The 24,961-nt window shown below is 58.5% G+C and carries 20 protein-coding genes; 4 read left to right on the forward strand and 16 right to left on the reverse strand.

Annotated elements, in window-relative coordinates:
• Positions 1-96: 96 nt before the first annotated feature.
• From ACFVSI_RS19030 to ACFVSI_RS19055, 6 genes are all read right to left on the reverse strand, one after another.
• Positions 97-954, reverse strand: a complete 858-nt coding sequence (locus ACFVSI_RS19030; RefSeq protein ID WP_387827116.1) for a carbohydrate ABC transporter permease — start codon at positions 952-954, stop codon at positions 97-99.
• On the reverse strand, positions 951-1,778 hold the full coding sequence (locus ACFVSI_RS19035; protein ID WP_387827179.1) for a carbohydrate ABC transporter permease: 828 nt from the start codon (positions 1,776-1,778) through the stop codon (positions 951-953). The genes ACFVSI_RS19030 and ACFVSI_RS19035 overlap by 4 nt, the downstream gene beginning before the upstream one ends.
• A gap of 239 nt (positions 1,779-2,017) precedes the next feature.
• Complete coding sequence (locus tag ACFVSI_RS19040) at positions 2,018-3,184, reverse strand: ABC transporter substrate-binding protein (RefSeq protein ID WP_387827119.1); 1,167 nt, start codon at positions 3,182-3,184, stop codon at positions 2,018-2,020.
• Between the two features lie 741 nt (positions 3,185-3,925).
• A complete protein-coding gene (locus ACFVSI_RS19045) occupies positions 3,926-4,702 on the reverse strand; it encodes an IclR family transcriptional regulator (protein WP_387827122.1) in 777 nt (258 codons plus the stop codon).
• Between the two features lie 268 nt (positions 4,703-4,970).
• Positions 4,971-6,041 carry a hypothetical protein gene (locus tag ACFVSI_RS19050; RefSeq protein ID WP_387827125.1) on the reverse strand — a complete coding sequence of 357 codons (1,071 nt, stop codon included), beginning with the start codon at positions 6,039-6,041 and terminating at the stop codon, positions 4,971-4,973.
• A 95-nt stretch (positions 6,042-6,136) separates the two neighbouring features.
• Entirely contained in the window at positions 6,137-6,913 is a 777-nt protein-coding gene (locus ACFVSI_RS19055) for an SDR family NAD(P)-dependent oxidoreductase (protein WP_387827128.1), read from the reverse strand.
• Between the two features lie 661 nt (positions 6,914-7,574).
• On the opposite strand from ACFVSI_RS19055, the gene ACFVSI_RS19060 reads away from it, so the two are divergent.
• Entirely contained in the window at positions 7,575-7,937 is a 363-nt protein-coding gene (locus ACFVSI_RS19060; protein ID WP_387827130.1) for a hypothetical protein, read from the forward strand.
• A gap of 104 nt (positions 7,938-8,041) precedes the next feature.
• On the opposite strand, the gene ACFVSI_RS19065 is transcribed toward ACFVSI_RS19060, so the two are convergent.
• A complete protein-coding gene (locus ACFVSI_RS19065; RefSeq protein ID WP_387827133.1) occupies positions 8,042-9,214 on the reverse strand; it encodes a mandelate racemase/muconate lactonizing enzyme family protein in 1,173 nt (390 codons plus the stop codon).
• Between the two features lie 132 nt (positions 9,215-9,346).
• On the opposite strand from ACFVSI_RS19065, the gene ACFVSI_RS19070 reads away from it, so the two are divergent.
• A complete protein-coding gene (locus ACFVSI_RS19070) occupies positions 9,347-9,781 on the forward strand; it encodes a VOC family protein (protein ID WP_387827135.1) in 435 nt (144 codons plus the stop codon).
• The gene (locus tag ACFVSI_RS19075) at positions 9,778-10,584 is read left to right on the forward strand and encodes an SDR family NAD(P)-dependent oxidoreductase (protein ID WP_387827137.1); all 807 of its coding nucleotides are present in this window, start codon (positions 9,778-9,780) and stop codon (positions 10,582-10,584) included. The genes ACFVSI_RS19070 and ACFVSI_RS19075 overlap by 4 nt, the downstream gene beginning before the upstream one ends.
• Before the next feature lie 509 nt (positions 10,585-11,093).
• Here the strand turns inward: ACFVSI_RS19075 and ACFVSI_RS19080 are convergent.
• The 8 genes from ACFVSI_RS19080 to ACFVSI_RS19115 all read right to left on the reverse strand — a co-directional run bounded on the left by ACFVSI_RS19080 (position 11,094) and on the right by ACFVSI_RS19115 (position 20,796).
• Entirely contained in the window at positions 11,094-11,981 is an 888-nt protein-coding gene (locus ACFVSI_RS19080) for an SMP-30/gluconolactonase/LRE family protein (RefSeq protein ID WP_387827140.1), read from the reverse strand.
• Between the two features lie 191 nt (positions 11,982-12,172).
• On the reverse strand, positions 12,173-13,678 hold the full coding sequence (locus ACFVSI_RS19085; RefSeq protein ID WP_387827143.1) for an ABC transporter substrate-binding protein: 1,506 nt from the start codon (positions 13,676-13,678) through the stop codon (positions 12,173-12,175).
• 183 nt (positions 13,679-13,861) lie between these two features.
• Positions 13,862-14,719 (reverse strand): ATP-binding cassette domain-containing protein, encoded by an 858-nt coding sequence (locus ACFVSI_RS19090; protein ID WP_387827146.1) that lies wholly within the window; start codon positions 14,717-14,719, stop codon positions 13,862-13,864.
• A gap of 2 nt (positions 14,720-14,721) precedes the next feature.
• Positions 14,722-16,506 carry an ATP-binding cassette domain-containing protein gene (locus tag ACFVSI_RS19095; protein WP_387827149.1) on the reverse strand — a complete coding sequence of 595 codons (1,785 nt, stop codon included), beginning with the start codon at positions 16,504-16,506 and terminating at the stop codon, positions 14,722-14,724.
• Positions 16,506-17,444 (reverse strand): ABC transporter permease, encoded by a 939-nt coding sequence (locus ACFVSI_RS19100; RefSeq protein WP_387827151.1) that lies wholly within the window; start codon positions 17,442-17,444, stop codon positions 16,506-16,508. Before ACFVSI_RS19100 ends, ACFVSI_RS19095 begins: the two co-directional genes overlap by 1 nt.
• Positions 17,445-18,257: 813 nt before the next feature.
• Positions 18,258-19,010, reverse strand: coding sequence for an SDR family NAD(P)-dependent oxidoreductase (locus ACFVSI_RS19105; protein WP_387827153.1), 753 nt, complete (start codon positions 19,008-19,010; stop codon positions 18,258-18,260).
• Between the two features lie 32 nt (positions 19,011-19,042).
• On the reverse strand, positions 19,043-19,903 hold the full coding sequence (locus ACFVSI_RS19110) for a fumarylacetoacetate hydrolase family protein (protein WP_387827155.1): 861 nt from the start codon (positions 19,901-19,903) through the stop codon (positions 19,043-19,045).
• A gap of 53 nt (positions 19,904-19,956) precedes the next feature.
• Positions 19,957-20,796, reverse strand: a complete 840-nt coding sequence (locus ACFVSI_RS19115) for an IclR family transcriptional regulator (protein ID WP_387827157.1) — start codon at positions 20,794-20,796, stop codon at positions 19,957-19,959.
• 190 nt (positions 20,797-20,986) lie between these two features.
• Here ACFVSI_RS19115 and ACFVSI_RS19120 point away from each other — a divergent pair, with 190 nt between their 5' ends.
• Positions 20,987-23,674, forward strand: coding sequence for an FAD-binding and (Fe-S)-binding domain-containing protein (locus ACFVSI_RS19120; RefSeq protein WP_387827181.1), 2,688 nt, complete (start codon positions 20,987-20,989; stop codon positions 23,672-23,674).
• 71 nt (positions 23,675-23,745) lie between these two features.
• Here ACFVSI_RS19120 and ACFVSI_RS19125 read toward each other — a convergent pair whose 3' ends face one another.
• Positions 23,746-24,678, reverse strand: a complete 933-nt coding sequence (locus tag ACFVSI_RS19125; protein ID WP_387827160.1) for a LysR family transcriptional regulator — start codon at positions 24,676-24,678, stop codon at positions 23,746-23,748.
• Positions 24,679-24,961: the final 283 nt, after the last annotated feature.

Consider the following 24,961-nt stretch of genomic DNA (forward strand, 5'->3'; position numbering starts at 1 on the left):
AACAGGACTCCGTGGTGTGAGGACTCCTAGGAGTAGGAATTTGTAGAGGCCGCTCCAGGTGCCCCCTGTACGTTGGAGCGGGCCCTACAAGAATGCCTAGCGGCCAGCCAAAGACCCGCCGATTCCGCCGACGCTGAAGTACTTGTTCAGGAAGATGAAGAGCAGAATAGGAGGCGCCATCATGACAACAGCGACCGCCATCACTGGCCCCCACTCTGTCGAGTTTTGCTGGAAGAAGGTCTGCAGTCCCACGGGCAGCGTGTAGTTGGAGGCGCCCCGGAGGAAGATGACGGCGATAAGGTAGTCGTTCCAAGCAACGATGAAAGCAAAGATCGAAGTTGAAAGTATTCCTGGCAAGGAATTGCGAAGGACGATGCGCGTAAAGCTCCCGAATACGCTGGCACCATCGACCCACGCCGCTTCTTCGAGGGCAATTGGTATGGAATCGAAGTACGCGGCCAGCATCCAGATCGCCACCGACATCGTTGCACCGACATAGATGATTCCTACGCCCAGAAGGTTGTCCACGAGGTTGAGGCCGGCAAAGAGGATGAACAGCGGGATCACAGCAGTGATGACGGGCAGAGACTGGATCACAAACAGTGTCAAGGAAAAAGCCGATACCAGCCGGTTGCGCCCACGCGAGAGCACGTAGGCTGCGGGCGCCGCGACGGTTACGGAGAAGATGACCGTACCTACGGTGACCACGAGGCTGTTTGTCAGCCAGGTGGAGACGCCCGTTTCACTGAATACGCGCGTGAAGTTTTCGAAGCTGAAACCCGAGCCTGAGCTGTCCGTCGTGGCGAGGACGAAGACCGCACCAATCGGGATAAGTACTACCGCGGAGGCGATGAGCAAGGCGGCGAAGCGCCACCATTGATTGCGGTTCTCGGCTTCCTGTGGACGTTGCTTTGCGTTTACGCGCCCGGGAGCTCCTGTGATTTTCAAGCTCATTGGAAGTCCACCTTCTTGATCTGCCGAAATAGTGCTGTTGCCACAATGACGAGCACCACCGTCATGAGGAAGGCGATGGCTATGCCGGGGCCTGTCTGGAAATTCTGAAATACGGTTTGGTACGCCAGAACGATGAGAGTGGTAGTTGAGTTCAAGGGTCCGCCCTGGGTGAGGAGGAACACTGTGGGGAAGTCGTTCACACAGAAAATCGTCATCAGGATCCAGCTCACGTACGTGGGACGGGCAATGAGCGGAAGGGTGATGCTGCGGAATGTTTGCCATTTGGTAGCCCCGTCCATCTTCGCCGCTTCATACACATTGACGTCTACTGAAGCCAGCGCCGAGGAGGTCATCATCATCATGAACGGAAAACTAACCCAGACCTTGAACACGCAAACCAGGACTTGAGCAGTAGCCGGGTCAGCCAAGAAGTAGGTGTTGGGAAAGCCCAAGGCGCTGGCGATAGTGGGAAGGATGCTCTGCGGCGTGGCCACAAGGAAGTTCCACGATGTGGTGGAGACGACGATCGGGACAACCCATGGAAGCAACAGCAGCGTCTTGAATGCCGCACCTCCGGGGACCTTCCCGTTCAGGAGCAAAGCGAAGCCAAGCCCGACGAGCCAACTTCCGAACACACCCACGACCGTAAAGACGAGGGTGAAGGAGGCGGCCTGCCAGAACACCGGGTCCGAGAGCACGTTTACATAGTTCGCCAGCCCGACGAAAATGCCTGGACTGATCAGGTCGCCGTCGCGGATCGACTGCATGCCGGCGTAGCCCAGCGGGTAAAGATTAATGAGCAACAGCAGCACTACGGCCGGCAGGGCGAACCATAGGAAGTAGGTTTTCCTCGACTGGTCTCGCCTAACGCTGTCCGTCGGCCTGGGGTCCGAAGACCGGCGGGCCCTCGGGGGCCTGGCATCGACAACACCAAGGCCTTGTTGCGGTCTCGAGCTCTGGCCATCAAGGTCATTGGTGCTGCCCTCGATGGTCTCAAGGCTCAGGTCTCCGTGTCTGCGTTTCCCTGACACGATTGCCTCCTCACGCAGGTCGTTACTTGCACTCACGATGCTTTAGGAAGCGTGGACTTCAGCTCACTCTGAAGGGCCGTGAGGGCATCTTTCGCATTCGTCTGATTGCTGAGAATCTTCTGTGCGAAATTATTCATTGCCTTGGTTCCGTCGGAGGCGACGACGTTAAGGAAGACGCCCTTGGCAGGAGCACCCTGCGTCTTCGCGATGGGCAGCCACTTCTCGAGCGCCCGTGTCGCGTACTTATTGGCTTGATACTCCTTGGTCGCGGCAATGGACTTCAGAACGGGGAGGAGGCCGATGCCAGTATCCTGGGTCCACAATTTGGACATGTTCTGGAGATAGTAGGTGAGGAACGCTTCGCTGTTTTCCTGGCTGGGCGTGTTCTTGTACATCATGAGGTTTGCGATGAACATGATGGTTCCCTTATCCCCCCGGGCGCCGGTGAGGGGCTCGCCGATTTCAAGCGCCCGTCCCACGTCCGTGTTCACGTCGTTGACCACGCCGCCCGGCAGGCAAACGAACCAGCCCATGCCGAACCGGCCCGCGGCCCATTGCGATTTCACGTTCTCAGTGGTGTAGCTGATGCTGGCCGGATCGGCGTAGCCCTTGCTGACAAGCTCAAGTACAAAATCGACAGCTTCGATATTTTCCTGTGTTACGCAGTTCGGCTGCTGCTCGTCATCGAAAAGTCCGCCGCTGTTGTTGATCAGCAGGCTATGGATGGTTTGTGCCGCCAACGAACTGCCGGCACCACCTCCGGTGCCGAAGCCGTAAACGTCGATTTTCTTGAGTGCCTGGCACGCATTCAGGTATGACTGCCAGTCCGTCGGAGTCTCAGCGCCGGCCTTCTCCATGAGCTGCTTGTTCTGCCAAAGCAAACGCATATCGATCATGTAAGGAACCGCGGCATATCCCTCCTTGACTTTCAGGGCCTCCACCAGGCCAGGCTGAAAATCGTCATAGAGGCCGTTGCTCTTCATGCTTTCAACAAGGCGGTCAGCATAGGCAATCTTTCCCTGAGCGGCGTACTGAAATGCCTGCGTGCCGCTGCCGGATGACACGGCCGGGCCCGTGTTCGAAGAGATTGCTGTGGCGAAGGTTTGAGTGAACGTAGCCCATTGCACGTTCTGGTAGGCGGCCTTTCCCATGCCGTTTGCGGGCTGATAGCTCTCAGCGAGCTTCTGATCAGCAGCCATGAAGGCGGGACCGCCCCAGGGCATGTTCCAGAACTTTAGGGGACCGCTGTTATTGGCGGTCGTTGACTGCTGGGGAGAACACCCGGCAACGGCTGCGGCTGCAGCTGCTCCGGCTCCGAGCGCTAGGAATGACCGGCGGCTGAGTGATGAGCCGATGGGGAGCGGGGTCATTGGAAATCCTTCCGAAAAGACATCGTTGTCGTGCGTAGTCAGTGTGGCTGAAATCACGACAACAGTCAACATATGAAGGAAATTCAGGACTATGAAAGTCGGGTATCTTTCGGCAGTGGTAGACGAGCGCCTGAGGGAGGGGGGCGCGATCGTCCACACGTCGGCCCCGCAGAAGGCTGGGAACTGCTGAACGCTCAATGTCCGATCGCGAGGCTGTCTTGTGCGGGCTCCTACCCCTGCAGGGTATCGGCCGGGCTTCGGATGCCCTGGCTATCATGCCGGTGGTGAACGGGCGGAATGTCCAGAAGTTGGGCATCGTTGCTTGTAAATGAAGTAAAGCCCGGGAACTTGTCCCGGGCTTTGCGTTGGTTCCTTGAATCAAGGCTCCGGCACCCTATTCAAGAATTCACTCGCAGGAGTTGGGAGGACTGCCGTCGACGTCAACTCTCTTCAGTTAAGCCGTGGAGATTTGTCCGGCCGAAAGGGCGCGCTGAAGACCAATCGCCTTAGGTGGCAGCGCGGTGGCCCGACCGGCGGAACTGGTCGCTTGTCCCGTCGAGCCCTGTACGTTTACGCGTTGCCGGAAGAACCTGTTGCCAGCGACAGCGCGCGGATGATGCTGTCTTCATTGTCAACGTATCGATGGGTCGGGGCTGAAATGGTGAGACAGGCCGCCACCGTATCGCCACGCCAAATCGGCGCGCTGACGCATGTTACGCCGACTTGGAACTCTTCTCGATCAAATGCGAGTTTGGACTCCCTGACCTCGGAGAGCTCCGACAGGAGGTCGTTTTTCCTGGTTATGGTGTTTGGCGTCAGTCGGCGAAGGCGCATCCCTTCGAGAACTGCGGCCCGCAGGTCCTCTGGAGCGAAAGCAAGAAAAAGTTTGGCGCTTGCTCTGGCGTGCATATCTTCGGCGAATCCGACATCCAGTCCAACTACGCGGACTGCGTGGGAACCCTCCGCCCTATCGATCACCTGAACTCCGCCGTTGCGCCATACGCCTAAGTAGGCGGTTTCTCCTGTTTCCCGTGCGACCGTCTGCAAAGCGTGCCGATAGGCTGCCGGTACGGAGTCCAGTTGCTGAAAGGCGTCTGCCAATATGCCGATCCGAGGGCCAAGGCGAAAGACCCGCAGGTCGTCCTTCGTTAGCATGCCGTCGGCCCAAAGTGTGGTCAGAAGGTGGTATGCCGTAGCCAGCGGTAGTTGGGCGCGGGTGGCCAGACGTTTGGCCGTGTCACCGTCCGGACTTTCAGCGACGGCCAAGAGGAGCGCGACCGCACGGCTGACCGATTGAATACGGGTCTGGCTCCGGGGTTCCTCGGCATTCAAATCCAGATCCTTCATGGCGATATCCTAGCATTCAGTATTTGAAATACGCTGTAGTTTTTTCATCAACCCAGCTTGAACGATTGATCGGGCCGGGTTCGGTTCAGCGGGCCAAGGGAGCCGCCTGCAGCTGCTCCGCCGGCGTCCCGCCAGGTGCCGGAACCCGGGTTCAGGCACTTCAGAACCGAGAGGAAGCCCGCACCCATCCAGAGCAAAACCCTGAGGCAGAGACGTCAACGGACGCGATGGCTCATCCTCCATCTCTGCCTCAGGTCACAGGGCGGGGCTAGTGCACTCGTGCGGATTGCTTCGAGAAAAAGTCAGCCGCGCTGTAGAAGGCCTCTTTACGCTCCCAGGGCGGCATCGCCTCTGAACGGGGGTCTTCAGCCGGCGGGAACTTGACAAGGCCGAACGCCACCATGTCCAGGTCCTTCGCCCCCTCGCCTGCCGGGTACGCCGGGTGATTGAACTGGTAAACGAAGGCGTGGTCGAATCCGGCCTGATCGAGGAGTTCAAGCTGTTCGGCGACGTAATCAGCTTGTTCCTTCTCTTTACGGACCGGTACGACGTCGTCCACGAAGTTGCCGCTGCCGTCCGGGTTTCGGCCAAGCAGAACGGCGAAACCAGCATCCCCCTTCGCTGCAGCGCCTTCATATGCGCAGCTGCCGAACTCCAGGGCTCCGATGGGCTTGCCTTCCTCCTTGAAACGCTTGAGCGTGGCTACGTACTGATCAGCCGGCTCGCCCCGCCGGTATGCGTCCAGGCCGATGAAATCGAACGGCGTCCAGTCCACCCCTTCCCAGGTACCTGCCGAATAGGTGACGGGTCCAGAAAATTCCGCACGGACGGCCGCCACGAACTTCCGGAGGGCTTCGTTCAGGACAACGGATTTTTCCTTAAGAGTGTCCGGCATCACATGTGCGGACATCGCTTCCAAGGGCATGCTGGCAAACTGCGAGCCGAGCCATGCACCGCGCTCAAAGTAGGTCTCACCGGGATAAACACCGTGAGTGAATATCGAGATCTCGCAGCTGGTGACGAAGACGAGGTCGACGCCTTCTTGGCGAAGCTGCTCGGCTATCTTCGCTGCCTCCGCCATGTACGTGGTGGTTTCCTCCACATTGGCTTCCATCTTCCAAGGGTTGAACCAAACCGCCAGACCATTGGCATGCGCGATACGTGTGGCCGCTGTCAGCCGCTCCAGGTCTTCGCCCTCGATGCGAACCGCATTGGCGCGCATCTCTTCGGAAATGACCTTCATGTCATACTCCACGAGCTGAGGGTCAAAGGGATCGATAGTGTTCCGGCCTGGAATGTAGGGCAGTCCGGTATCGTAAACGACGCCAAAGTAGCGCATGTGTCTCCTTATTGTTTGTGGGCATTTTTATTGGATGTTCGCCCTGGGGTCCAGGAACATAACGGTTGGTCGAGCCCGCGAGGGAACCCTTAGTACTAGAGATGGGCGAGCATGCCACCATCGGCGACGTAGCACGAGCCGGTGACGGCGCTGGCGTCGCTGCTGAGCAGAAACTCAATGACCTTGGCGATTTCCTCGGGTTCGATGATGCGTCCGAGAGGATGCCCCTTCCCCAGTGTCTCCACCGTCTCTTCGATGTCATCAAGCGGTGCAATCTCTCCGGCCAGACCTCGTGCCATAGGGGTGCGCACGGTTCCTGGGGCAACGCTGTTGACGCGGATGTTGTCCGCGGCAAGCTCGACCGCCAGTGACCTCGTCAACGACACGACCGCGCCCTTAGAAGCAGAATAAAGTGCAGCTCCCGGAGAACTGGCGAAAGCCATAACGGACGCAGCCATCACAATCGCCCCTCCCCCGCTTTCACGAAGGTGAGGAATGACTGACCTTGCGAAGAGGAATGGCCCACGCACATTGGTCTCCATGACGGCCCGCCAATGCTCATCGGGGGAGTCGACAGTAGGGGTTACCCTGAGCACCCCGGCGATTGCGGCCAGCCCATCCAACCTATGGAATTCGAGCACCGTCTTTTCAACGGCGTCACGTACATCGGAAGGCTCCCGGGCGTCGCCACACAGTGCGATCGCGTGTCCGCTGGCAGCTCGTATCTTTTCCACCGTGGCGTTTACGGCGTCTTTGTCGATGTCAAAGGCAGCGACTGAAGCGCCTTCTGCGGCTAACGCCTCCGCAACGGCGGCACCGATGCCCATCGCCGCTCCAGTTACTATCACGGCTTTGCCGTCAAACCTAGGCATTACTGGCGCCCCTTCCGTTTGTGAAATATTGCTTTGCTCGCTTTTGTCCGGAGCGTGTACCGGCCCTGCTGACGTTCCGATTCAACCGGGAGATCCGGGTTAAGGGAGGACGCGGTCCTCCTCCGAGTTAGGTATGAAATGCTCGAGCACTGCTGACGCCGTGGGGACATGGCGCCAAGGGGCGCGGCCCTCGCGTTGGCGTGGGTGGCCGCCGCAATATGGGCTTCTACGCCCATGACTGCCCGCAAGCGCGGGTTGCTCCGCTGCTTGTCTAACGAGACCACCGCAACGACGGCATTTCCCGGTTGGAGGTTGATGTTGCGAGGAAGGCCCCATTGCATCCCAAGATTTCAAAGTATGAAATACTATCGACTATCTGAATACTCTCTATTGCTAAAGAGTTTGTCAAGGTCCAGAGGCCTGGACCGGCGGACTCCCTTGATCCTCCGGCGCAGTCCATTCGGTAGTCAACCTGAGCTGGGCGGGACGCCAGAAAGCGTCACTCCGGCAGGGGATAAAACGGCTCCCGGTGCTGCAAGTGGGCGTGGACAGCTACTGCGACGAGATGTGTACATTGAAGGCTCATGGAAGGGGCTCCGCGTCCGCTACCTTCGCTCTCGCGCCTCGCGGATCGTTCGACTGCTATCGAAGGGGTTAGACAATGAACCGAAGCGTAAGGGATCGTGTTTTCTCGGCAGCGGAAATCATCAGTTTCGAATGCATCCCAACTGTCCCGATGGTTCGGGCGGCAACTGGGATCGGCGAACTTGAAGCAAGCCTCTACCTTGCCGAGTGGACTGCAGAACATAGGCTCCGGTCGGGGCAGTCGCCCTATGGGGCGGGCCCAGCTGACTCCCCGTCGCTTCTCGGGGAGTCAGGGGAAGCCGATGCCGCGAAGTACATCGGGGAAATCCCAGGCGACCGAGACGCCGAGGCGTTGCAAAGAATTGAGCGGCTGGAAAGCGAAATCAAACTTCTTGAAGATCGGGTCCGCGATTTAGAAACTCGCGAGAAGACACTCTGAGACCGTCATTCCGGCCTGGCCGCCGCATGGTTCACTGCATTTCCCGGCCGACCACAGTTAGCAGGAGGTGGCAAGCAAGATGTCGAATGTGAACAGAACGTCGACTACTCACTAACTGTCGTCGTGTTACCCCGGAATGCGGCCAGGCGATCCCAATCCAGCCCCACGCCTGCTCCCGGCATCTGGTCGACAAGTACGTGCCCATTGGAAACCCTGAGCGGGCGCTCAAAAAACTGGTCGATGGGATCAGACTGGCTTTCTGTGGGGATATGCTCCACGCATGCCACCGCCGTGTAGGCCGACCCCAGCTGAGCGGACAGCTGTGTGAAGACATGCGGAATGACCGCGGTTCCCCTAATGCCGGCAGCCTCAATGCCACTAATCGCCGCTCTGACTCCCCCACAGGTTGTGGGATCCACGCGAAGCACTGTCGCATGCTCAAGGAGGTCGAGAAACTGAGACGGTTCCGAGACATCCTCCCCAATGGCTATGCCAGGCGCTCCCACTGAAGCCAGCGCTGCCATTCGCCTCCACTCTGAGGGAAGAAAGGGATCCTCCAAGATCCAAACCCCAAGGTCGGCCAAAGACCGCATCGCGCGCACGCTTGCTTCAACGGAGGGCAGCGAGTAATGCGCATCCACGGCAAGTCGGGTCCTGGGGTTTAGCGATTCGCGGGCTTGGGCCAGAAAGCCCATTGCCTCCGGTGTATCGAGCGAACCAACCATGATCTTAATCTGGTCATAACCGGATTCTTCGAGCTTCAAAAGCTCTCCGATCACAGCCTCGTCCCCGCGAACATCACGGAAGTAGCCGGCAACGGGCAAGACGGGAACCTCATTCCTGACGGCCCCCAGCATCTGGGAGAGGGACAGCCCTACTTGCTTTCCCAGCAGATCCCACAGAGCGACCTCCAAAAGGCTGGTGGCGCGCACAAGGGTGGATCTGGCGCTGGGTGTTGCCTCGGTCATTTTCTGAACGGTCCTGCCGCGATCGCGCGGATCGGTACCAACAACCCCTCTTGAGGCCTTTTCAAGGAGAGGAAGCAGAGGAAGGCCTCGTGTGTACCCGTAGGCAAACCCGTGACGTCCTTGCCCGTCAGATACGCGGACAACCACGTATTCGCGTTCAGAGTAGTAGGCATGCCCGAGCTTCACAGGATGCGGGAGCTCAAGCGGGCAGTAGGCGATCTCGACGGCAGCCACAAGGTTGTCGGCAGCCGCTCCGCCGGAAATCCGCGTTGCTTCACGGCGAGTGGAGGGCGATAGTGGTGAAGTCATGCGTAGACTCTAGCGGGATCGCAGCCGATACGGTACTTTCATCAAGTGACATTAATTTCTAATGGTCAAAGTACATTTGAAGTGGGGCGGCCGTCCCCAACTCTTGCAACTTTTCGCCACGTTGGCCTCACAGTGGCAGATATCGATCGCTCTCTGGAATTCTGGCAGGACGCCATGGGCTTGTCCCTGGTTGCGCGGCAGGAGGTTCGCGGCGGATACCTGGAAAGAATCACAGGTGAACCGGGAGCGCACACATTGCAAGCTCACCTACGCTTTCCGGGAACTGAAAACTTCATCGAGCTCCTGCAGTACCTTGCACCCGCAGGGCGGCAACTTCAGCTGCGGCCCCGGGATTCCGGCGGAGGGCATGTTGCCGTAACCTGTCACGACCTCACCGGGCTGCTCGAACGACTTGTGAAGGCCGGAGGTGTGCCCTTCGGTGAGCCGGTCGCTCTTGATCATGGAATAAATCGCGGCGGGGTTGCCCTCTACCTGAGGGACCCGGACCAGCATATTGTCGAGTTGGTGCAACCGCCCGCTAGCAGCGTTGGAGAGAAAAGCAATTGAATACGTTTGACCACACTGGGGTGGGTTTCATCATTGGTGGCGGTAGCGGTATAGGCGAAGCAACAGCCGATACGCTCGCCTCGCGAGGCTGGCGGGTCGCTGTTGGCGACCGTGACCTGCCGGCGGCGCAGCGGGTGGCCAGCAGGCTTGCAGAGACCGGCGCCCAGTCCATCGCCCTTCCCGTCGACATCACTGACACTGGAAGTGTCGACGACGCGACTGCTGCCGCTGCGAAAGAGTGGGGCCAGCTGGATGCCGTCATACCATGCGCCGGCATCATAGCTCCGTCACCATCCGAGGACATCGAGGATGACGCCCTTTTTGGAATGATTGACATTCACCTGTTGGGCACCATTCGCGCAGTCCGGGCCGCGTTCCCCTACCTCAAGCAGTCCTCCAATCCCTCTATTATCGCCCTGTCGTCGGTGGCCGCGCACATGGGTCTCCCCCACAGGCTCTCCTACGCGGCGGCAAAGGGCGGAGTCGAAGCCGTGGTAAAGACTCTCGCGGTCGAGTGGGCTGCTTACGGCATACGTGCCAACGCCGTAGCCCCAGGCTGGGTCCGCACTCCTATGATTAAACGCGCAGTCGCCGAGGGTCGGCTTGATATCACCACATTGGAACATCTCAGCCCCTTGGAGAGGCTCGCAGAGCCTATTGAAATCGCGGAAGCAATTGCCTTTCTTGCTTCGTCTGGCTCAGGTTATGTCACAGGGACAACCCTCATGGTCGACGGGGCGCTCACCATCAAGGGTCCTTGGCCACAGGGTGTCGTTCCTCCAACGGCTTCGCAGAGCGACTGAGGACCCGACGCAGGGATTTTGCAGACGCTGAGGAACAAAGGATCCATGCAGCCCCTCGTACTGACGCTGGCCCCCAAAGCAGATCCGAACACAGGTACAGGCGTGTCCCAGAGCTGTATTCGCGCCCAAGCTTCTGACTATTGTCCTCGACAAACAGCAGCCACGACGCTGGACAGCCGCCAATCGGCAAACGACACCTTCCCTGCTCAGCTCAGACGGCTGAGCTGGCCAGGAAAACTGGGTTGCCGAGTCCCCCGCCAGCTGAGATGGCCCGTTCGGGTCGTCTTAGGTCTAAGCACGGACGCTGATCGCAGTCACAATCATCAGTTTCTATAACTGACGTGAGGAGGGGAGGTCACCGCCGGTGGCCTCCCCTCCTCACGTCAAGTCCTGTTCCGGCCGTCAGCGCGAGAACGCATAGTCTCTGCAATCCTCTGTCCGATCCTTGGAAGGTTTCGTGTATGCACCACTGCGTTGCTTCCCCCGGATCGCGATGGCACTAAAACGCCTCACGCGCCGGGAACGTTGACTTTGACGGCAAGGAGCTCACTTTGACGTTCGATCTCCAGATTGACGTCACTGCCCATTTTTGGGCCGGCGCACATGTAGAGCGTCTTTTTGTCTTCTCCTCCAAGCGCCACGGCAAATACCGAGAGGTTGGCACTGTTGATCTTGATGTCATCAACTACCTGTCCTCCTGGGGCGACCCTTAGGGCGGCGTTGCCCCGAGGATCCGCGACCCACAGGCACCCTTCGGCGTCCAGGCATATGCCATCTGGGGCCACGAAGACTTTGCTTCCCACCGCGGCGGGCTGAACTATTTCAGGGGTCTCTTGAAAGGCGGCCCAGTCCCGGCGGTTAATCAAGTGCCCAGGCGCGGTGATGTCGAATGCGGAGATCCTGGAGGCAAAAGTTTCTGCAACCAGGAGCGTTCGTCCATCCGGAGTAATAGCCATTCCGTTGGGAAACACGAGGTCGTCGGCAGCAGTCGTAACAGTTCCGTCTTCGGAGATGTGCACCAGCTGAGTCGGAACCAGGTCTTCTGCCGGCCCAAATCCGAAGCTCCCCAGATACACGCCGCCGTGGCCGTCGGAGATCATGTCATTGACGTCGCCGCGAACAGTTCCCGACAAATCAGCGAAGACTTCCAAATCTCCGTCCTGAAGGCGAAGGACACGCTGGTCCCCCATCGAAGAAACCAAAAGGTTCCCATTGGCATCCCATGCCAATCCGGAGGGCCGTGAAGAGACCTCACATATGCGTTCTGCCTGCCCGTCTTCCGTGAACTTCAGTACCTCGCGCCCGAATATATCGGAGACGTAAAGGAAGCCGTCGCGCCATCTGGGTGCTTCAAGAAACGCATATCCAGAGGCGATGGTTCTGGCTTCGGTTGTCATACTTTGTGTCCTTCGGTTGTGAAGTGATGGTGTGGCCGGCGTGTTCAGCGGGGGAATGGTCAGGTCTGGCTGGCAGGCTTGCAGCCTTGATGGACTGGCAACTCCACATCTTCGGCTAAGGAAGCATACGCAAATGAAGGTGGGCTGACGGAGAAGACATCGCCGCCGTCAGCCCACCGCTGTTCCAATTGTTATTGAGCGGGGCTCCAGGGCAACAGAGAATCGCCCCAGACCGCAGGTGCCTTGTAGTTCACGCCTTTAGAGTAGGCGTAGTTGGAGACGTTGTAGGAGAGCGGAGCGGCCCAGGCATTGTCGACCAAGTACTTATTCACTTTTTCGAAGGCGTTGGGTGCCGTAGAAGAGTTTGCTTCCTTCAGGAGCGTCTTCAGTTCCTCGGGCATGGTTTGGAATGGATTGAACACTGCCCCCAATGCGTTGCTCACGTCCTGGGCGTCAGCTGTTTGCCATGCGCCCGGGAAGTAGAACATGGGGTAGGACTTCGCGATCATCTTGGAAACGACGTCCTGAATCGCGACTGTCTCCCATTTCACTGTGATACCGATGTCCGCCAGCGATTGGGTGATGATCGGTTCAAACTGAGCCGATGCGATGGTACTTGGCATCTTAACTTCGAAGCCGTTTTGATAGCCAGCCTCGGCCAACAGCTTGCGCGCGGCCTCAACGCTATACGGGTATTTTCCAGCCAGTTCCTTGCTGTAGGCGCCCCCTCGAGGATTTGCCAGCTGATTGGTGGCCTTGATGGCCCCCGGTGCAATGTTCTTTTCGATGGACTCTCGATCAAAAGCCATGTTGATGGCTTGGCGCACCCGGACGTCCTTAAGAGCCGGGAGCAATTCGCCGCCTCGATCTGCGATCCAAATCGCACCATAGATAGACGGATTGTCGACACCTGTAACGAACTGGGATTCGGGAAGCTGGCCCTTCTGGTCGGGAAGAATATTGGCGTAGTCGAGCTGTCCAGACTGCAGGCCATTAAATAGGGCTGAAGGGTCACTGATGACTGAGACTTCTACCCGTTTGAACGGGTAGAAGGAGGAGTTCCAGTATCCGTCCTTTTTCTCAAGAACGTACTTGGAACCAATCTGCGACTCAGAGGAGCTCATCTTGTAGGGTCCTGACCCCACAGGCTCAGTCGCTTCTGTAGATGTCCCCAGAGTTGATGGCGCGGCAACTACACCGTACACACCTGAGAGATTGGGCACGAGGGCTCCGTCGGGTTCGGCCAGAGTGATAAGCACCGTTCGGGCGTCCTTGGCCTCGATAGTGGACACCTTGGTGAACTGCGACGATGTAGCGGCCCCGTTCTTGGAAGCGTTCAACGACGCAGCTACGGCTTTTGCGTCCAGGACTTCACCGTTGGAGAAGGTAACCCCTTCACGCAGGGTGAGGGTTAGCTGGGTGAGGGAATCGTTGTATTTCCAGGACTCTGCAAGTCCGGCCACGATCTTTCCATCCGTATCCACACCCAGCACGGTGTCGAAGATGGCTTTCTGAATAAAGACGTCGCCGCCGCCGTACAACCCAACGGCGAAGGTGGTGGGTGCAGCGTACGTTGCCAGATGCAGTGCCTCCTTAGTACTGCCCTGGCTAGGCTCGTTGCCTGAGCAGGAACTCAGTGCCAAGGCAGCGGTGAGGGCTGCCACCAAGGCCTTGATTGGACGGCTACGTAAGTGCATTGGGACTCCTTTGTCTGGTGGATAAACGGAATAGCGGCGACCATTTTGGCTGTCTATGGGCCCTAGGTCTGGTTTGTTGCGACGGAAACTGGGTTCGGCCAAGAAACATGTGACCGTTTTGGTGCCGGCCGGGGCCTTCCTTAGTGCTTGCAGGGTGGAGGCTCTCAAGCCTCGCAGCGCTGTTCAGCCAACCCTGGCCGTGGGTTCCGGAGCAGATCTTTGCTTTGAGAATGCCTTCCAGGCGTCCCTGCGCTTTGCCTGCAGGTCCGGGTCCGCGGTTGGCGCGGCGAGCAGGAGCCGTTTGGTGTATGGGTGCTCGGGCTGCTCGGTGACAACGGAGGTGGCCCCGGTTTCCACGATTTCACCGCGGTACATCACGGCCACTCGGTGACTGATGTGTCTGACCACCGCGAGATCATGCGTGATGAACAGATAAGCCGTCTTGGTTGCCCGTTGGATCTCGATGAAGAGGTCAAGCACCAGTGCTTGGGTTGTCAAGTCCAACGCAGAGACGGGCTCATCGCAAACAATAAGGCGAGGCTTCAGCGCCAAGGCCCGCGCTATGGCAATTCTTTGACGCTGTCCGCCGCTGAACTCGCGCGGATATCTCTCGGCAGCGTTCGCGGGAAGCCCGACGCGGTCCAGGAGTTGCCGGGCTTGATTGCGGGCGCTGCGGGCTTCAACCCCTTGTGCAATAAGGGGTTCCGCGAGGATGTCCGAAATCTGCAAAGAAGGGTTCAGCGAGGTATACGGATCTTGAAAGACTACCTGGATGTCACGGGAGAGGTGTCGCCGTTGGCGGCCGCGCAGGTGGGTGATGTCACGCCCGTCAAACGAAATGCTCCCCTGCGTGGGTTGAGCCAGCCCCAGGACTGCACGACCGATTGTTGACTTTCCCGACCCGGACTCCCCTACCAGGCCTACCGTCTCCCCGGGCGCGATATTCAGTGAGATCCCTTTGAGAATTTCTGGGCTTTTGCTCCTAAACCCCGTGCCCGGATAGCTCAGCCGGAGATCTTTGATTTCCAGAAGATTGGTCATTGTTACTCTCCCTGCCCCAGCAGTATCGGTTGGTCGCTTCGCACGGTTTGTTCGTCGAGGATTGCGCTGATGAGTTGGCGGGTATAGGGATGGCTGGGGCTATGGAAGATGTCGCGTACGGCCCCTGCTTCTACGGTTTCTCCCTTGCGCATGACGACCACTCGGTCGCACAGATCTGCGACGACGCCAAAGTTATGAGTGACAATAAGTACCCCCATATTTAGTTCTCGACGCAACTCCCTCAACAGGTCAAGGATTTCCGCCTGGACAGTGACGTCGAGGGCCGTGGTGGGTTCATCGGCAATGAGCAGCTTCGGACGCGACGCGATGGCTCCGGCAATGAGTGCCCTTTGGGCCATACCGCCCGAGACTTGGTGCGGGTAGGACTTGAAAGTACGTTCAGGGTCGGGAATCCCGACTTTTCCGAGGAGTTCAAGGACTGTTGCTTTGGCTTCGCTCCGAGGCATGGCGCGGCGCAGTCCTTCTGTGAGTTGCGCCCCGATCGTGAATGAGGGATCGAGATTCGACATAGGTTCCTGCGGGACGTATGCGATGTCCTCCCGGCGCAATTTCCGTGCTTCTTTGGAGTCGTCTAAGAGCGAGATGCCGTTGTAGGTAAGTGCGGTGGCATTCACCGCGGCGTTCTTAGGCAGCAGGCCAAGAACCGAGAACGCTGTTTGGGATTTACCGGACCCGGATTCACCAACCAAGCCCACAATTTCCCCGGGCCTGACTTCAAGTGAGACGTCATGGACCACGGGGATCTCCACGCCTTTTTCAGTCACGTAGGAAACTGACAGGTCCTGCACGCGCAAGAGTAGGTCGGATGAACCAGTGCCTGTACTGCTGGGGACAGTGCGTACGGTGGCGTCACCCTTGGCTGTCCGTTCTTTCCGGGCTGACCGGCCTTTTCGGGTTCCGCGCTGGCCGAGCACATCCCTGTAGGCATTGCCGAAGAGCACGAGGGCTCCTGTCAGGAGACTCAACCCGATCGTTGGCCAAACAAGTTGGATGGGCTGGGAGTACATGGTTTGGAAGGCTTGGCTGATCATTGAACCGAAGCTCGGCGTGCGTGCGCCGATCCCTATGAACGCGAGTCCAGCTTGCATGTTTATGCACACGGTGGCGAGAAAAGCAGCTTGGATGATAATCGGCCCACGGATCACGTAGAAAACGTGGCGCGAGAGGATGCGCAGGTCGGAAAGCCCCGATACGCGAGCTGCGTCCACGTAGAGTTCGTTCCGCACACCTACCACCAGGTTGCGGACGAGGCGGAAAACGCCGGGTGACAAAAACACGCCCAATATGGCCATCGTGACCTTGTAGTCACCGCCGATCACCGGGGCAATCACGATAAGCATCACAAGGGTGGGCAAGGCCATCAGCAGGTCAAAGACCCAGGAGGTGATGATGTCGGTGGTTTTGCTAAGGTATCCGGAGACTAGGCCTATGCTGACCCCCAGAACCATCGCCACGGCAGTCCCAATGAGCGCCGATGTTAGTGAGACGTTGATTGAGGCAAGCAGTCTGGCCCAAACGTCGTGTCCTGCTCCATCGCCACCAAGAGGCCACCCGGGGGTGCCGGCCGGTGCGTTTATGTTGGAAAGTGAAATGAACTCCGGATCGTGGGTCGCCAACAGCGGTTCGAGAACGCCCAGAATGACAATAGTCGCCAGGACGCCTAGGGAACTTGCTCCCATAGGATGACGGAGCAATTGTCCCCAGATGCCGGCACGCGTGCCAGCAACCGATGAAACTCCGGGAGCCGACATGGTGTTTTCTGCCATCAGATTCTCACTTTCGGGTTCAGCAAGCCCTGGATAATGTCAATGACCATGTTGACGACGACGACAAGCACGATGCTGAACAGGGTGACACCAAGCATTGCCGGAGGATCACCCTGAATCGAAGCGTTAAGAGCAAAGCTGCCGTACCCAGGTAGTGCGAATACTTTTTCGATGAAGAATGAGGCGCCGAATAGGCCAATAAACAAGAGTGAGAATGTGGTCAGGGCAGGGGAAGCAGCGTTTCGGAGAGCGTGCTTGAAGAGAATGGAGGCCGAGGTTATACCCCGGCTTCTTAAAGTTCGAACGTAGTCGCGTTCCAGCTCGTCGATCATGGACCCCCGGATCTGGGCAGCGAGGGAAGCAATTCCACCGAATGCCAGTGTTATCGACGGCAGGATGATCGAGGCAAACCAGCCAATGGGCGAACGTGCAAAGGATACGAAACCAATGGCCGGTACCCACTTGAGCGTAACGGCGAAAAGGTACACCATGCCGATTGCAAATATGATCACAGGGAAAACGTACGAAACCGTTACGGTGCTTTGTATTGCCCGGTCCAGCCAACCCCCGCGGGCTGCCGCGGCGATTCCCAATGCAGTGCTGATGACGAGCGTCAGCAGGAGGGCGACCAGAACAACCGAAAAGGTAATGGGAAGGCGGCTTGCGAGGGCGTTTGTGATCGGCTCCCCGGTAAAGAAGGATTTGCCCAAATTTCCCTGGACAGCGCCGACCAGCCATGTCCAGTATTGCTCGACAAGCGGCCGGTTCAATCCCAGGCTCACTGTCAGGGCATCGACCTTTTCCTGTGTAGCGCCTTGTCCGAGGATATTGCGCGCGATTGATGAGCCCGTACTGTACATAAGGAAGAAAACGACAGCAGTTACCACGAAAATGAGCAGAACTCCATTGAAGAGTCTTTTGGCAAGAAATCTAACCACGCGGGGGCCATCCCTTCTCGGATGAGGCCCCTGTGGTGAGGCCTGTGGGGCGTTGGCTGCACGCCATAGCGACACACTCCTTTGTGCGGGCGGTGTAGTGGCTGGGATGTCGAGCGGGGGCCGATGGCCGGAGAGATCTGCTCGATTGTGAGTTCGATCATACCCATTTTTCAATATGATGCAAGCAGCTTGCGCAATGTGAAATCGAGTTCGGGGCCGAGTGCCCTCGTAGTGGCAGGTTCGCCGTACCCACAACGTCGTTGAGTGGGTTCAGCAGTGGCGTCAATTCCGGGTAAGCGCCAGCCTGCTGGCCAGGTCTAGATGAGGAAGCCCATCCCAGTGCGCCAGCCGGGGCCTATGCGCGGGCGTGGGGACGAAGTGGCGATGATCGGAACCCGGAGCCAGGGTTCGTGCGGATCGGCACAAACCCTGGCTCCGGCAGTGGGACAGGCTTCCCGAAAGCGACATCAAGTTTCGGCGGGAGTTGGTTGACCGGGCGGTCAAGGGCCTTCCATCGGAAATAGCTCGGACGCTGTCATGCGGTATGCGAAAGAACCTTCCAGCTCGCTGGGCTCGAGCCAGACTTCGTAGCCCTCGCAGGCTGAGTACATTGTGCGTGTGCCTTGGTGATCGGATGCCAGCCAGAGTAAGGAGCAGTCTGGCATGGCATCTTCTACAGTGCCCGAGCGGACCAGCCGGTCCCCGAGCCGAATCTCTACAGGTACATTGATGAGCCGGCTCCACTCATCGTGACGGTACTTAGTCAAGGCCGAAATCTCTCATGTGCGACGGCCTGGTCTGTGCAGCGCACAGTTAGGAGACCGTGGGAGTGCGAAGACTAGCCATTCCACCGTCCACGGTCAGGACGGTGCCGGTTGTGGAACCGGAGGCAGGCGACGCGAGGAAAGCAATGGACCGGGCGACTTCGTCAGATGTCACCAATCTTCCGAGGGGTTGGCGTCGACGAAGTGCTTCCGCGGCCTGGTTCGGATCTGCGGCTTCATCGAGCAGCCTATTGACCCAAGGCGTGTCGGCCGTGCCTGGAGCGACGGCGTTGACGCGGATTCCCGTCCCCACATGGTCGGCGGCCATACTGAGTGTGAGAGCGGCAATCGCTCCTTTGCTGGCCGAATAGAGGGCCCTGTTCGGGACGCCGACGAAGGCTATCGTCGAGCACGTGTTTACGACCGCGGCATGGGGGCTCCGGCTCAAGTAGGGAAGCGCCGCGCGGCTCATCCGCGCAGTTCCGACAACATTGACATCCAGGACGCGGTGCCATTCTTCATCGGTATTGGCAGCCACGTCGCCGCTTGCGCCAATGCCGGCATTGTTGATCAGGACATCAAGTCGACCGAAGGTGCTGATGACTTCCTCAACAGCGCTGGTGACGTCCTCGGTGGACGTAATGTCACAAACAATTCCGTGGATGCCTTCCGTCGGCTCACTGATGCTTCGATCGATGACGACAACGCTTGCTCCGCGGTCCGAGAGGAGTTGTGCTGTTGCAGCGCCGATACCACTTGCCCCACCCGTGACAATGGCTACTAAGCCTTGAAAGTCCTTCATGAGTGTCTCCTGCTGTGTCAGCGTTTCTTGCTTCATCGCGGAGCGAGAACGTTCTGGCGTTGGGTGCCCAGACCGTCGATGCCGAGTTCCATCACGTCTCCTGCCTGGAGCCAGACTGGCGGGTTAAAGCCCATTCCCACCCCGGGGGGCGTGCCGGTGTTAATTAGGTCACCGGGTTCCAACACAAGGAACTGGCTCAGATAGTGGACGATGTAGTACGGGTCAAAAATCATTGTCGACGTGGAACCGGTTTGTCGCCTATCACCGTTGATATCGAGCCACATTCCCAAGGATTTAACGTCGTCAATCTCATCCGGAGTGACCAACCATGGGCCCGCCGGGTTGAACGTCTCGCTTGACTTGCCTTTGGACCATTGCCCGCCGCGTTCCAACTGGAAGCCTCGTTCGCTGACGTCGTTCACCACAACAAAACCCGCGATGGCATCAGCTGCTTCTTCCACAGTGTTGAGGTAGCTCGTGCGCTTGCCAATGACGATGCCGAGCTCTACTTCCCAGTCGGGTTTGGTGGCGCCTCTGGGGATCCGAACGTCATCGTTGGGGCCGATAAGAGTGTTCGGCGCCTTCGTGAACAGAATCGGCTCAGCCGGCACGGCTTGGCCCGTCTCTGCGGCGTGGTCACTATAGTTCAGTCCGATGCACAGAATTTGATGCGGCCGTGCGAAAGGCGCCCCGATCCGCTCGCCATCAAAGGTCTGCAGTTTATTGGCGGCTGCCCTCTCCGCCACGATCGGCGCAATTCTCGCGATCCCGTTGGTGGTAAAGAATTCTTCGTTGAAGTCGTCAACGACGTCGGACAGGTCGACATAATGTTCATCGTCGATGCGGGCCGCAGGCTTTTCCGAGCCCGCAGCACCGAGGCGCATGAGATACATGAATACTCCAATGGATAGTCAAAATGGGGGTACAGGACAGATGAGGATCTTCGCTAAATCCTGTCGAAGTCTCCGCCGAGGATTTTTTGAATCGCGGGGATGCTGTCGACAAGCACTTTAAGGGGGGTGCGGTGAGCGATGGCGCTGATACTGATTCCTCCGGTCGGCCTTGAAGGCGAACCGAAGAAGGCGGGGAAAGCGATGCAGTTGACGTCAGACTCGTTTTCACGGTCATCGATGCTGTAGCCCTGCCGGCGGATCATGTTCAGTTCCGTATGGAGTTCTTGGGCCGTCACCACTGTCCGGTCGGTTCGCTTGGTGAGCGTGCGCTTCCCTATCCACTCTGTGACAGAATCTTCGGTCAGTAAGTCATAGGAGAGCATCAACTTGCCCACGCCAGTTGAGTGGGCCGGATTACGTCCCCCTACCGTGGACGTGAGTTTCATCGCGCCCACGGACGGATCAACTTTTCCCCGGTAAACGATGGATTCGCCCTCCAAGACCGCATAATGCGCGGTCTCACCGAACCGGGCCGTTAGTGCTTCAAGGATGGGCCGGACACGTACATGATCAGGGCGTGCCTCATGGTTGGCGAATGCCATCCGGAGGAATTCATCCCCAAGAACATATCTACCGCGGTCCAACTGACCCGCGAGACCTGCCCGTCGGAGTGATGCAAGCGCGCGGTGGACCGTCGCCTTCGGACTATTGACGGTCCGCGCCATCTCTTCCAGGCCAATCCCATCAGGATGGTTGGCCAGTTCGACCAGCACGGCCAGGACCCGATCAGAACCAACGACGCGTTCTTCGGGAGCCTTATCAGGGAGCGACCCCACAGGAGTCGAGTTAGTGGTAATCTTCATCGCAATCCAAATAATAGACTGCTGGTCCATCAAATGGAAAGCAGTGTTGGTTTCAGACTCGGAGAAGCAATTGGCCCATAACACCCCACGGACTCTTCAACCGCTCGACAGTGGCCTCTTCGCTGCCCTGGAAAAGGCGGTCCCAGGCAGAATCAAGTCCCGGGCCAGTGACCGGTTGGGTTCTGCCCACGATGCCTCTCACTACTTGCTGACCCCTCAGATGGTTGCGACACCCATGGACGCCGGCGACATCTCGCGCTTGCTTGCTGCAGTTGCGGAAAGCGGTTCGTCTCTGACATTTCGTTCCGGCGGAACAAGCCTGAGCGGGCAAGCCTCAAGTTCCGCAGTTCTGGTGGACACGCGGCGGAATTTTCGGGCTATCGAGGTGCTGAGCGGTGGAGACCGGGTCAGAGTTCAGCCAGGGGCAACTGTAAGGTCTGTAAATGCCCGTTTGGCGCCGTACAAGCGAAAACTCGGTCCGGATCCGGCCAGCGAGTCGGCGTGCACCATCGGTGGTGTGGTAGCCAACAACTCCAGCGGAATGGCGTGCGGAACTGAGTTCAACACCTACCGGACGCTTGAGTCCGCTGTATTGATCCTGCCCAGTGGCACGGTCCTTGATACAGCCGACAGCGATGCCGATGAGCAACTCAAGGCCAAGGAACCACTGCTATACGAAGGTCTGATTCGCCTGCGGGAGCGCATTCGGTCCAATCCAACCTCCCTCCGCACCATCAAAAAGTTGTTCTCCATTAAGAACACGATGGGATACGGGCTTAATTCTTTTGTGGACTTTGACTCTGCTACTGAGATCCTTCTTCACCTCGTTGTCGGCAGCGAAGGCACCTTGGCGTTCATCGGCTCAGCAACATTTCGCACCGTCCCGGTTTTCCCGCACACAGCAACGGGGATGCTGTATTTTCCGGATCTCACCCATGCCACGGGAGCGTTACCGGCACTGGTCGCAGCTGGCTTCGCCACTGTCGAGCTGCTGGACGCCACGTCACTTCGTGTCGCGCAACGCGATCCCAAGGCCACCACTTCACTGCTGAACCTCGAGATATCGAAGCACGCTGCCCTTTTGGTAGAACACCAGGCAGATACACCCGAAGAGGTGGCTGCGGCAGTCCAGGACAGCGCGTCCCTGCTGGAACAGCTTTCCCTATCCGTGCCTGCGGTGCTTAGCTCAGAACCGGGTGTCCGTGCTGCACTTTGGCATATTCGGAAGGGCTTGTACGCTACGGTCGCCGGCAATCGGCCATCGGGCACGACCGCCCTCCTGGAGGACATCGCGGTTCCTGTGCCCGCCCTCTTGGACACCTGCGAACAGCTGGTCGAACTTTTTGATCGCCACGGTTATGAAGACAGCGTTATTTTCGGGCATGCCAAAGATGGCAACATCCACTTCCTGCTCAATGAGCGCTTCAGCGAGAGCCGGCAGGTTGACCGGTACATGGCATTCACCAACGCTATGGTCGACTTGGTGCTGGCTAACGACGGAACGCTGAAGGCCGAGCATGGAACAGGCCGGATCATGGCACCCTTTGTCCGGAAACAGTATGGCGACGAGCTTTACGAAGTCATGTGCGAAGTCAAGCGCCTTTTTGACCCGAGGGGTTTGCTCAGCCCGGGGATCTTACTCAACGAGGATGAAACTTCCTACGTCTCGGACCTCAAGATCACTCCAACGGTGGAGGAGGAAGTTGACCGCTGCGTCGAATGTGGCTATTGCGAACCGGTCTGTCCCAGTAAGGATCTGACGCTGACGCCCCGGCAACGAATCGCTCTGCGCCGGGAGCGCGCCGCGGCTGAATTAGCGGGTGACACTGCGCTAGTCGAGCAGTTGGACCGTGAGTACCAGTACGATGGCGTCGATACTTGCGCTGTTGATGGGATGTGTCAGACTGCCTGCCCTGTTCTCATCGATACAGGTGACTTGGTACGTCGGCTACGTGCAGACCAGCGCAATAGTGTTGAGCAGGCGGGATGGAAACAGGCATCGAAGCACTGGGATTTTGTATCCAGGACCGGTGGTCTGGCTCTCAGCGGGGCAAAGAAGGTGCCAGCACCGCTGGTCACTGGCGCCACCTCGGTGGCTCGTGCCCTTGTCGGCAGCGAAACTATGCCGCTTTGGACGAAGGACCTCCCTGCGGGAGGAACGAGGCGCAACCCCAAAGCCAATTCTAGGGCAGAAATCGTGTACTTCGCCGCCTGCATCGGAACCATGTTTGGTGCGGCCGGTGACGGCGGAGGTGTCGGGTCGGCCTTCCTCAAGTTATGCGAGCGGGCCGGAGTTGAGGTCATGATCCCGGACGATATTGCGAGCATGTGCTGCGGCACGCCATGGAAGTCCAAAGGCCTCACGGACGGGTACCAGGATATGCGCGAACGGGTTCTTCCAGCGCTCTGGTCGGCGAGCCGCCAAGGTGAACTCCCCATAGTTGTCGACGCTGCCTCGTGCACCGAAGGCGTCGAAAAGCTTCTGGCAGATGATAAACGCTTCCCGGGCCTTACGATTATTGACGCGGTCAGCTTCACCGACAGTCGCATCCTTCCAGCGCTCAACGTACCGAACAAGATCGGTTCACTGGCCCTGCACCCCACGTGTTCCTCCACCCACCTAGGTACCAACGAAGCCCTCCTGCGCATTGGCACTTCACTTGCCACCGAAGTCGTTGTACCGGAAGGATGGGGCTGCTGCGGTTTCGCCGGAGACCGTGGCATGCTTCACCCGGAACTGACCGCCTCGGCGACGGCCAGCGAAGCGGCTGCCGTCGCTTCGAGGGACTTCGACGTCTACGCATCCACCAACCGCACTTGCGAACTGGGCCTCACCCGCGCAACCGGACATAGCTATCAGCACTTGCTCGAGGTTCTTGAATCTCTGACCCGCCCGACGACAACCTGACACGGCGACTGCCGGGCTAGTCGATCTGTCCGAGTCATGGGCAGCGCAGAAAGAAGCTATGGCCGGGACAGTTACCTCCGGGGAACGAGAGAGGTTCCCCTTGGGCGCTGTGCGTCAAGAACCGTACGGATAAACACCTGGTCAGCGCGGCTCAGAGGTCTCTCGGCGTGCCACCAAATGCCGACGTCCCGGTAGAGGTCCTGCCTATCGATTGACCGGATAACCAGCCCTGGACGCTTGATCATGCGGGCTGCCAGCAGATTCACGATACCGACGCCAAGACCGGCCCGGACCATGGCGGCCAGGGTCGTCGGCTGATGCAGCACTGCTCCCACCGCCACGTCGGGTGCCTGGGCCTTCAAGTACGTTGCCGTCTCGTAGCCCAGGAGTGAATCAGACAAAGGATTGCCGACGGTAAGTACCCGAAATGCGGCAAGGTCCTTCACCCGGACAACCTTGGTCGCGAGAAGCGGGTGACCGTCCGGGAGAACAACAACGAATCGCTCTCGCCACAAGGGCCGGACCTCAAGTACCTGCGGGTCCTTTGGCTCCGGTCGCAAGGGCCGGAGGGCCACGGCCACACGGCGTTCCACCAACGCGGACTCGAGGAGCTCCACGTCTCCGTCCAGTACCCGGAGTTCGACTTCTTCGTATCTGGAAGCGAATTCGGAAAGTATGTTCGGGAGAAACTCCGAACTGACACTAGCGACGCTGCCCACTTTCACCAAACCGGACAGGACGTCGTTGTTCGGGTTCCATGTGACCAACTCGTCAGCCGCCGCCACAGCGGCCCTCGCCTTCGGAAGCAGACTGTAACCTGCGTCAGTCAGCGTCAACGGCCTCACCCGACGCTCTATCAGGACGTGGCCAAGGGTCCGCTCGAGATTTGCAACATGCGCTGAAACCCTGGGCTGCGAAAGATGCAAGTGCTCTGCCGCCCGCGCAAAGCCTCCAACGTCAACAACTCCCAGCCACGTGCGAAGCCATGCCAGCTCAATCGACATTCAGGTCCTAGTTTCATCGACTTCGAATAATCTTGCCCAGCCAGAGACGTCCACGAATGCGTTCCGCTACTGATCCTAGAGAGGACTTGGCGACCACTTCCGTGAACACAGTTCGCAGTTTAGGGCGAAGAACGGACCAGCCGAGCCCCGCACAGGCCCTCCCATTGTATCCGTATTGCGAATAACTCGTATCCGAAAATCGGCGTTGTGCCACGCAAACTTCTGCGTCCTAATGGAAGTAGTTACCGCGATGGCCTTCCGCCGGGCCACGCATCTCAGACAA

Source organism: Paenarthrobacter sp. NPDC057981, from assembly GCF_042886835.1.
Lineage (GTDB): Bacteria > Actinomycetota > Actinomycetes > Actinomycetales > Micrococcaceae > Arthrobacter.

Bases quoted from the DNA above. Each gene is read 5' to 3' on its own strand.
- ACFVSI_RS19095 (WP_387827149.1), bottom strand. From the start codon at position 16,506: ATGGCAGAAAACACCATGTCGGCTCCCGGAGTTTCATCGGTTGCTGGC.
- ACFVSI_RS19090 (WP_387827146.1), bottom strand. From the start codon at position 14,719: ATGACCAATCTTCTGGAAATCAAAGATCTCCGGCTGAGCTATCCGGGC.
- ACFVSI_RS19125 (WP_387827160.1), bottom strand. From the start codon at position 24,678: ATGTCGATTGAGCTGGCATGGCTTCGCACGTGGCTGGGAGTTGTTGAC.
- ACFVSI_RS19105 (WP_387827153.1), bottom strand. From the start codon at position 19,010: ATGAAGGACTTTCAAGGCTTAGTAGCCATTGTCACGGGTGGGGCAAGT.
- ACFVSI_RS19060 (WP_387827130.1), top strand. From the start codon at position 7,575: ATGAACCGAAGCGTAAGGGATCGTGTTTTCTCGGCAGCGGAAATCATC.
- ACFVSI_RS19040 (WP_387827119.1), bottom strand. From the start codon at position 3,184: ATGGCTGCTGATCAGAAGCTCGCTGAGAGCTATCAGCCCGCAAACGGC.
- ACFVSI_RS19055 (WP_387827128.1), bottom strand. From the start codon at position 6,913: ATGCCTAGGTTTGACGGCAAAGCCGTGATAGTAACTGGAGCGGCGATG.
- ACFVSI_RS19085 (WP_387827143.1), bottom strand. From the start codon at position 13,678: ATGCACTTACGTAGCCGTCCAATCAAGGCCTTGGTGGCAGCCCTCACC.
- ACFVSI_RS19115 (WP_387827157.1), bottom strand. From the start codon at position 20,796: ATGGACCAGCAGTCTATTATTTGGATTGCGATGAAGATTACCACTAAC.
- ACFVSI_RS19045 (WP_387827122.1), bottom strand. From the start codon at position 4,702: ATGAAGGATCTGGATTTGAATGCCGAGGAACCCCGGAGCCAGACCCGT.
- ACFVSI_RS19080 (WP_387827140.1), bottom strand. From the start codon at position 11,981: ATGACAACCGAAGCCAGAACCATCGCCTCTGGATATGCGTTTCTTGAA.
- ACFVSI_RS19065 (WP_387827133.1), bottom strand. From the start codon at position 9,214: ATGACTTCACCACTATCGCCCTCCACTCGCCGTGAAGCAACGCGGATT.
- ACFVSI_RS19110 (WP_387827155.1), bottom strand. From the start codon at position 19,903: ATGTATCTCATGCGCCTCGGTGCTGCGGGCTCGGAAAAGCCTGCGGCC.
- ACFVSI_RS19120 (WP_387827181.1), top strand. From the start codon at position 20,987: ATGGTTGCGACACCCATGGACGCCGGCGACATCTCGCGCTTGCTTGCT.
- ACFVSI_RS19030 (WP_387827116.1), bottom strand. From the start codon at position 954: ATGAGCTTGAAAATCACAGGAGCTCCCGGGCGCGTAAACGCAAAGCAA.
- ACFVSI_RS19050 (WP_387827125.1), bottom strand. From the start codon at position 6,041: ATGCGCTACTTTGGCGTCGTTTACGATACCGGACTGCCCTACATTCCA.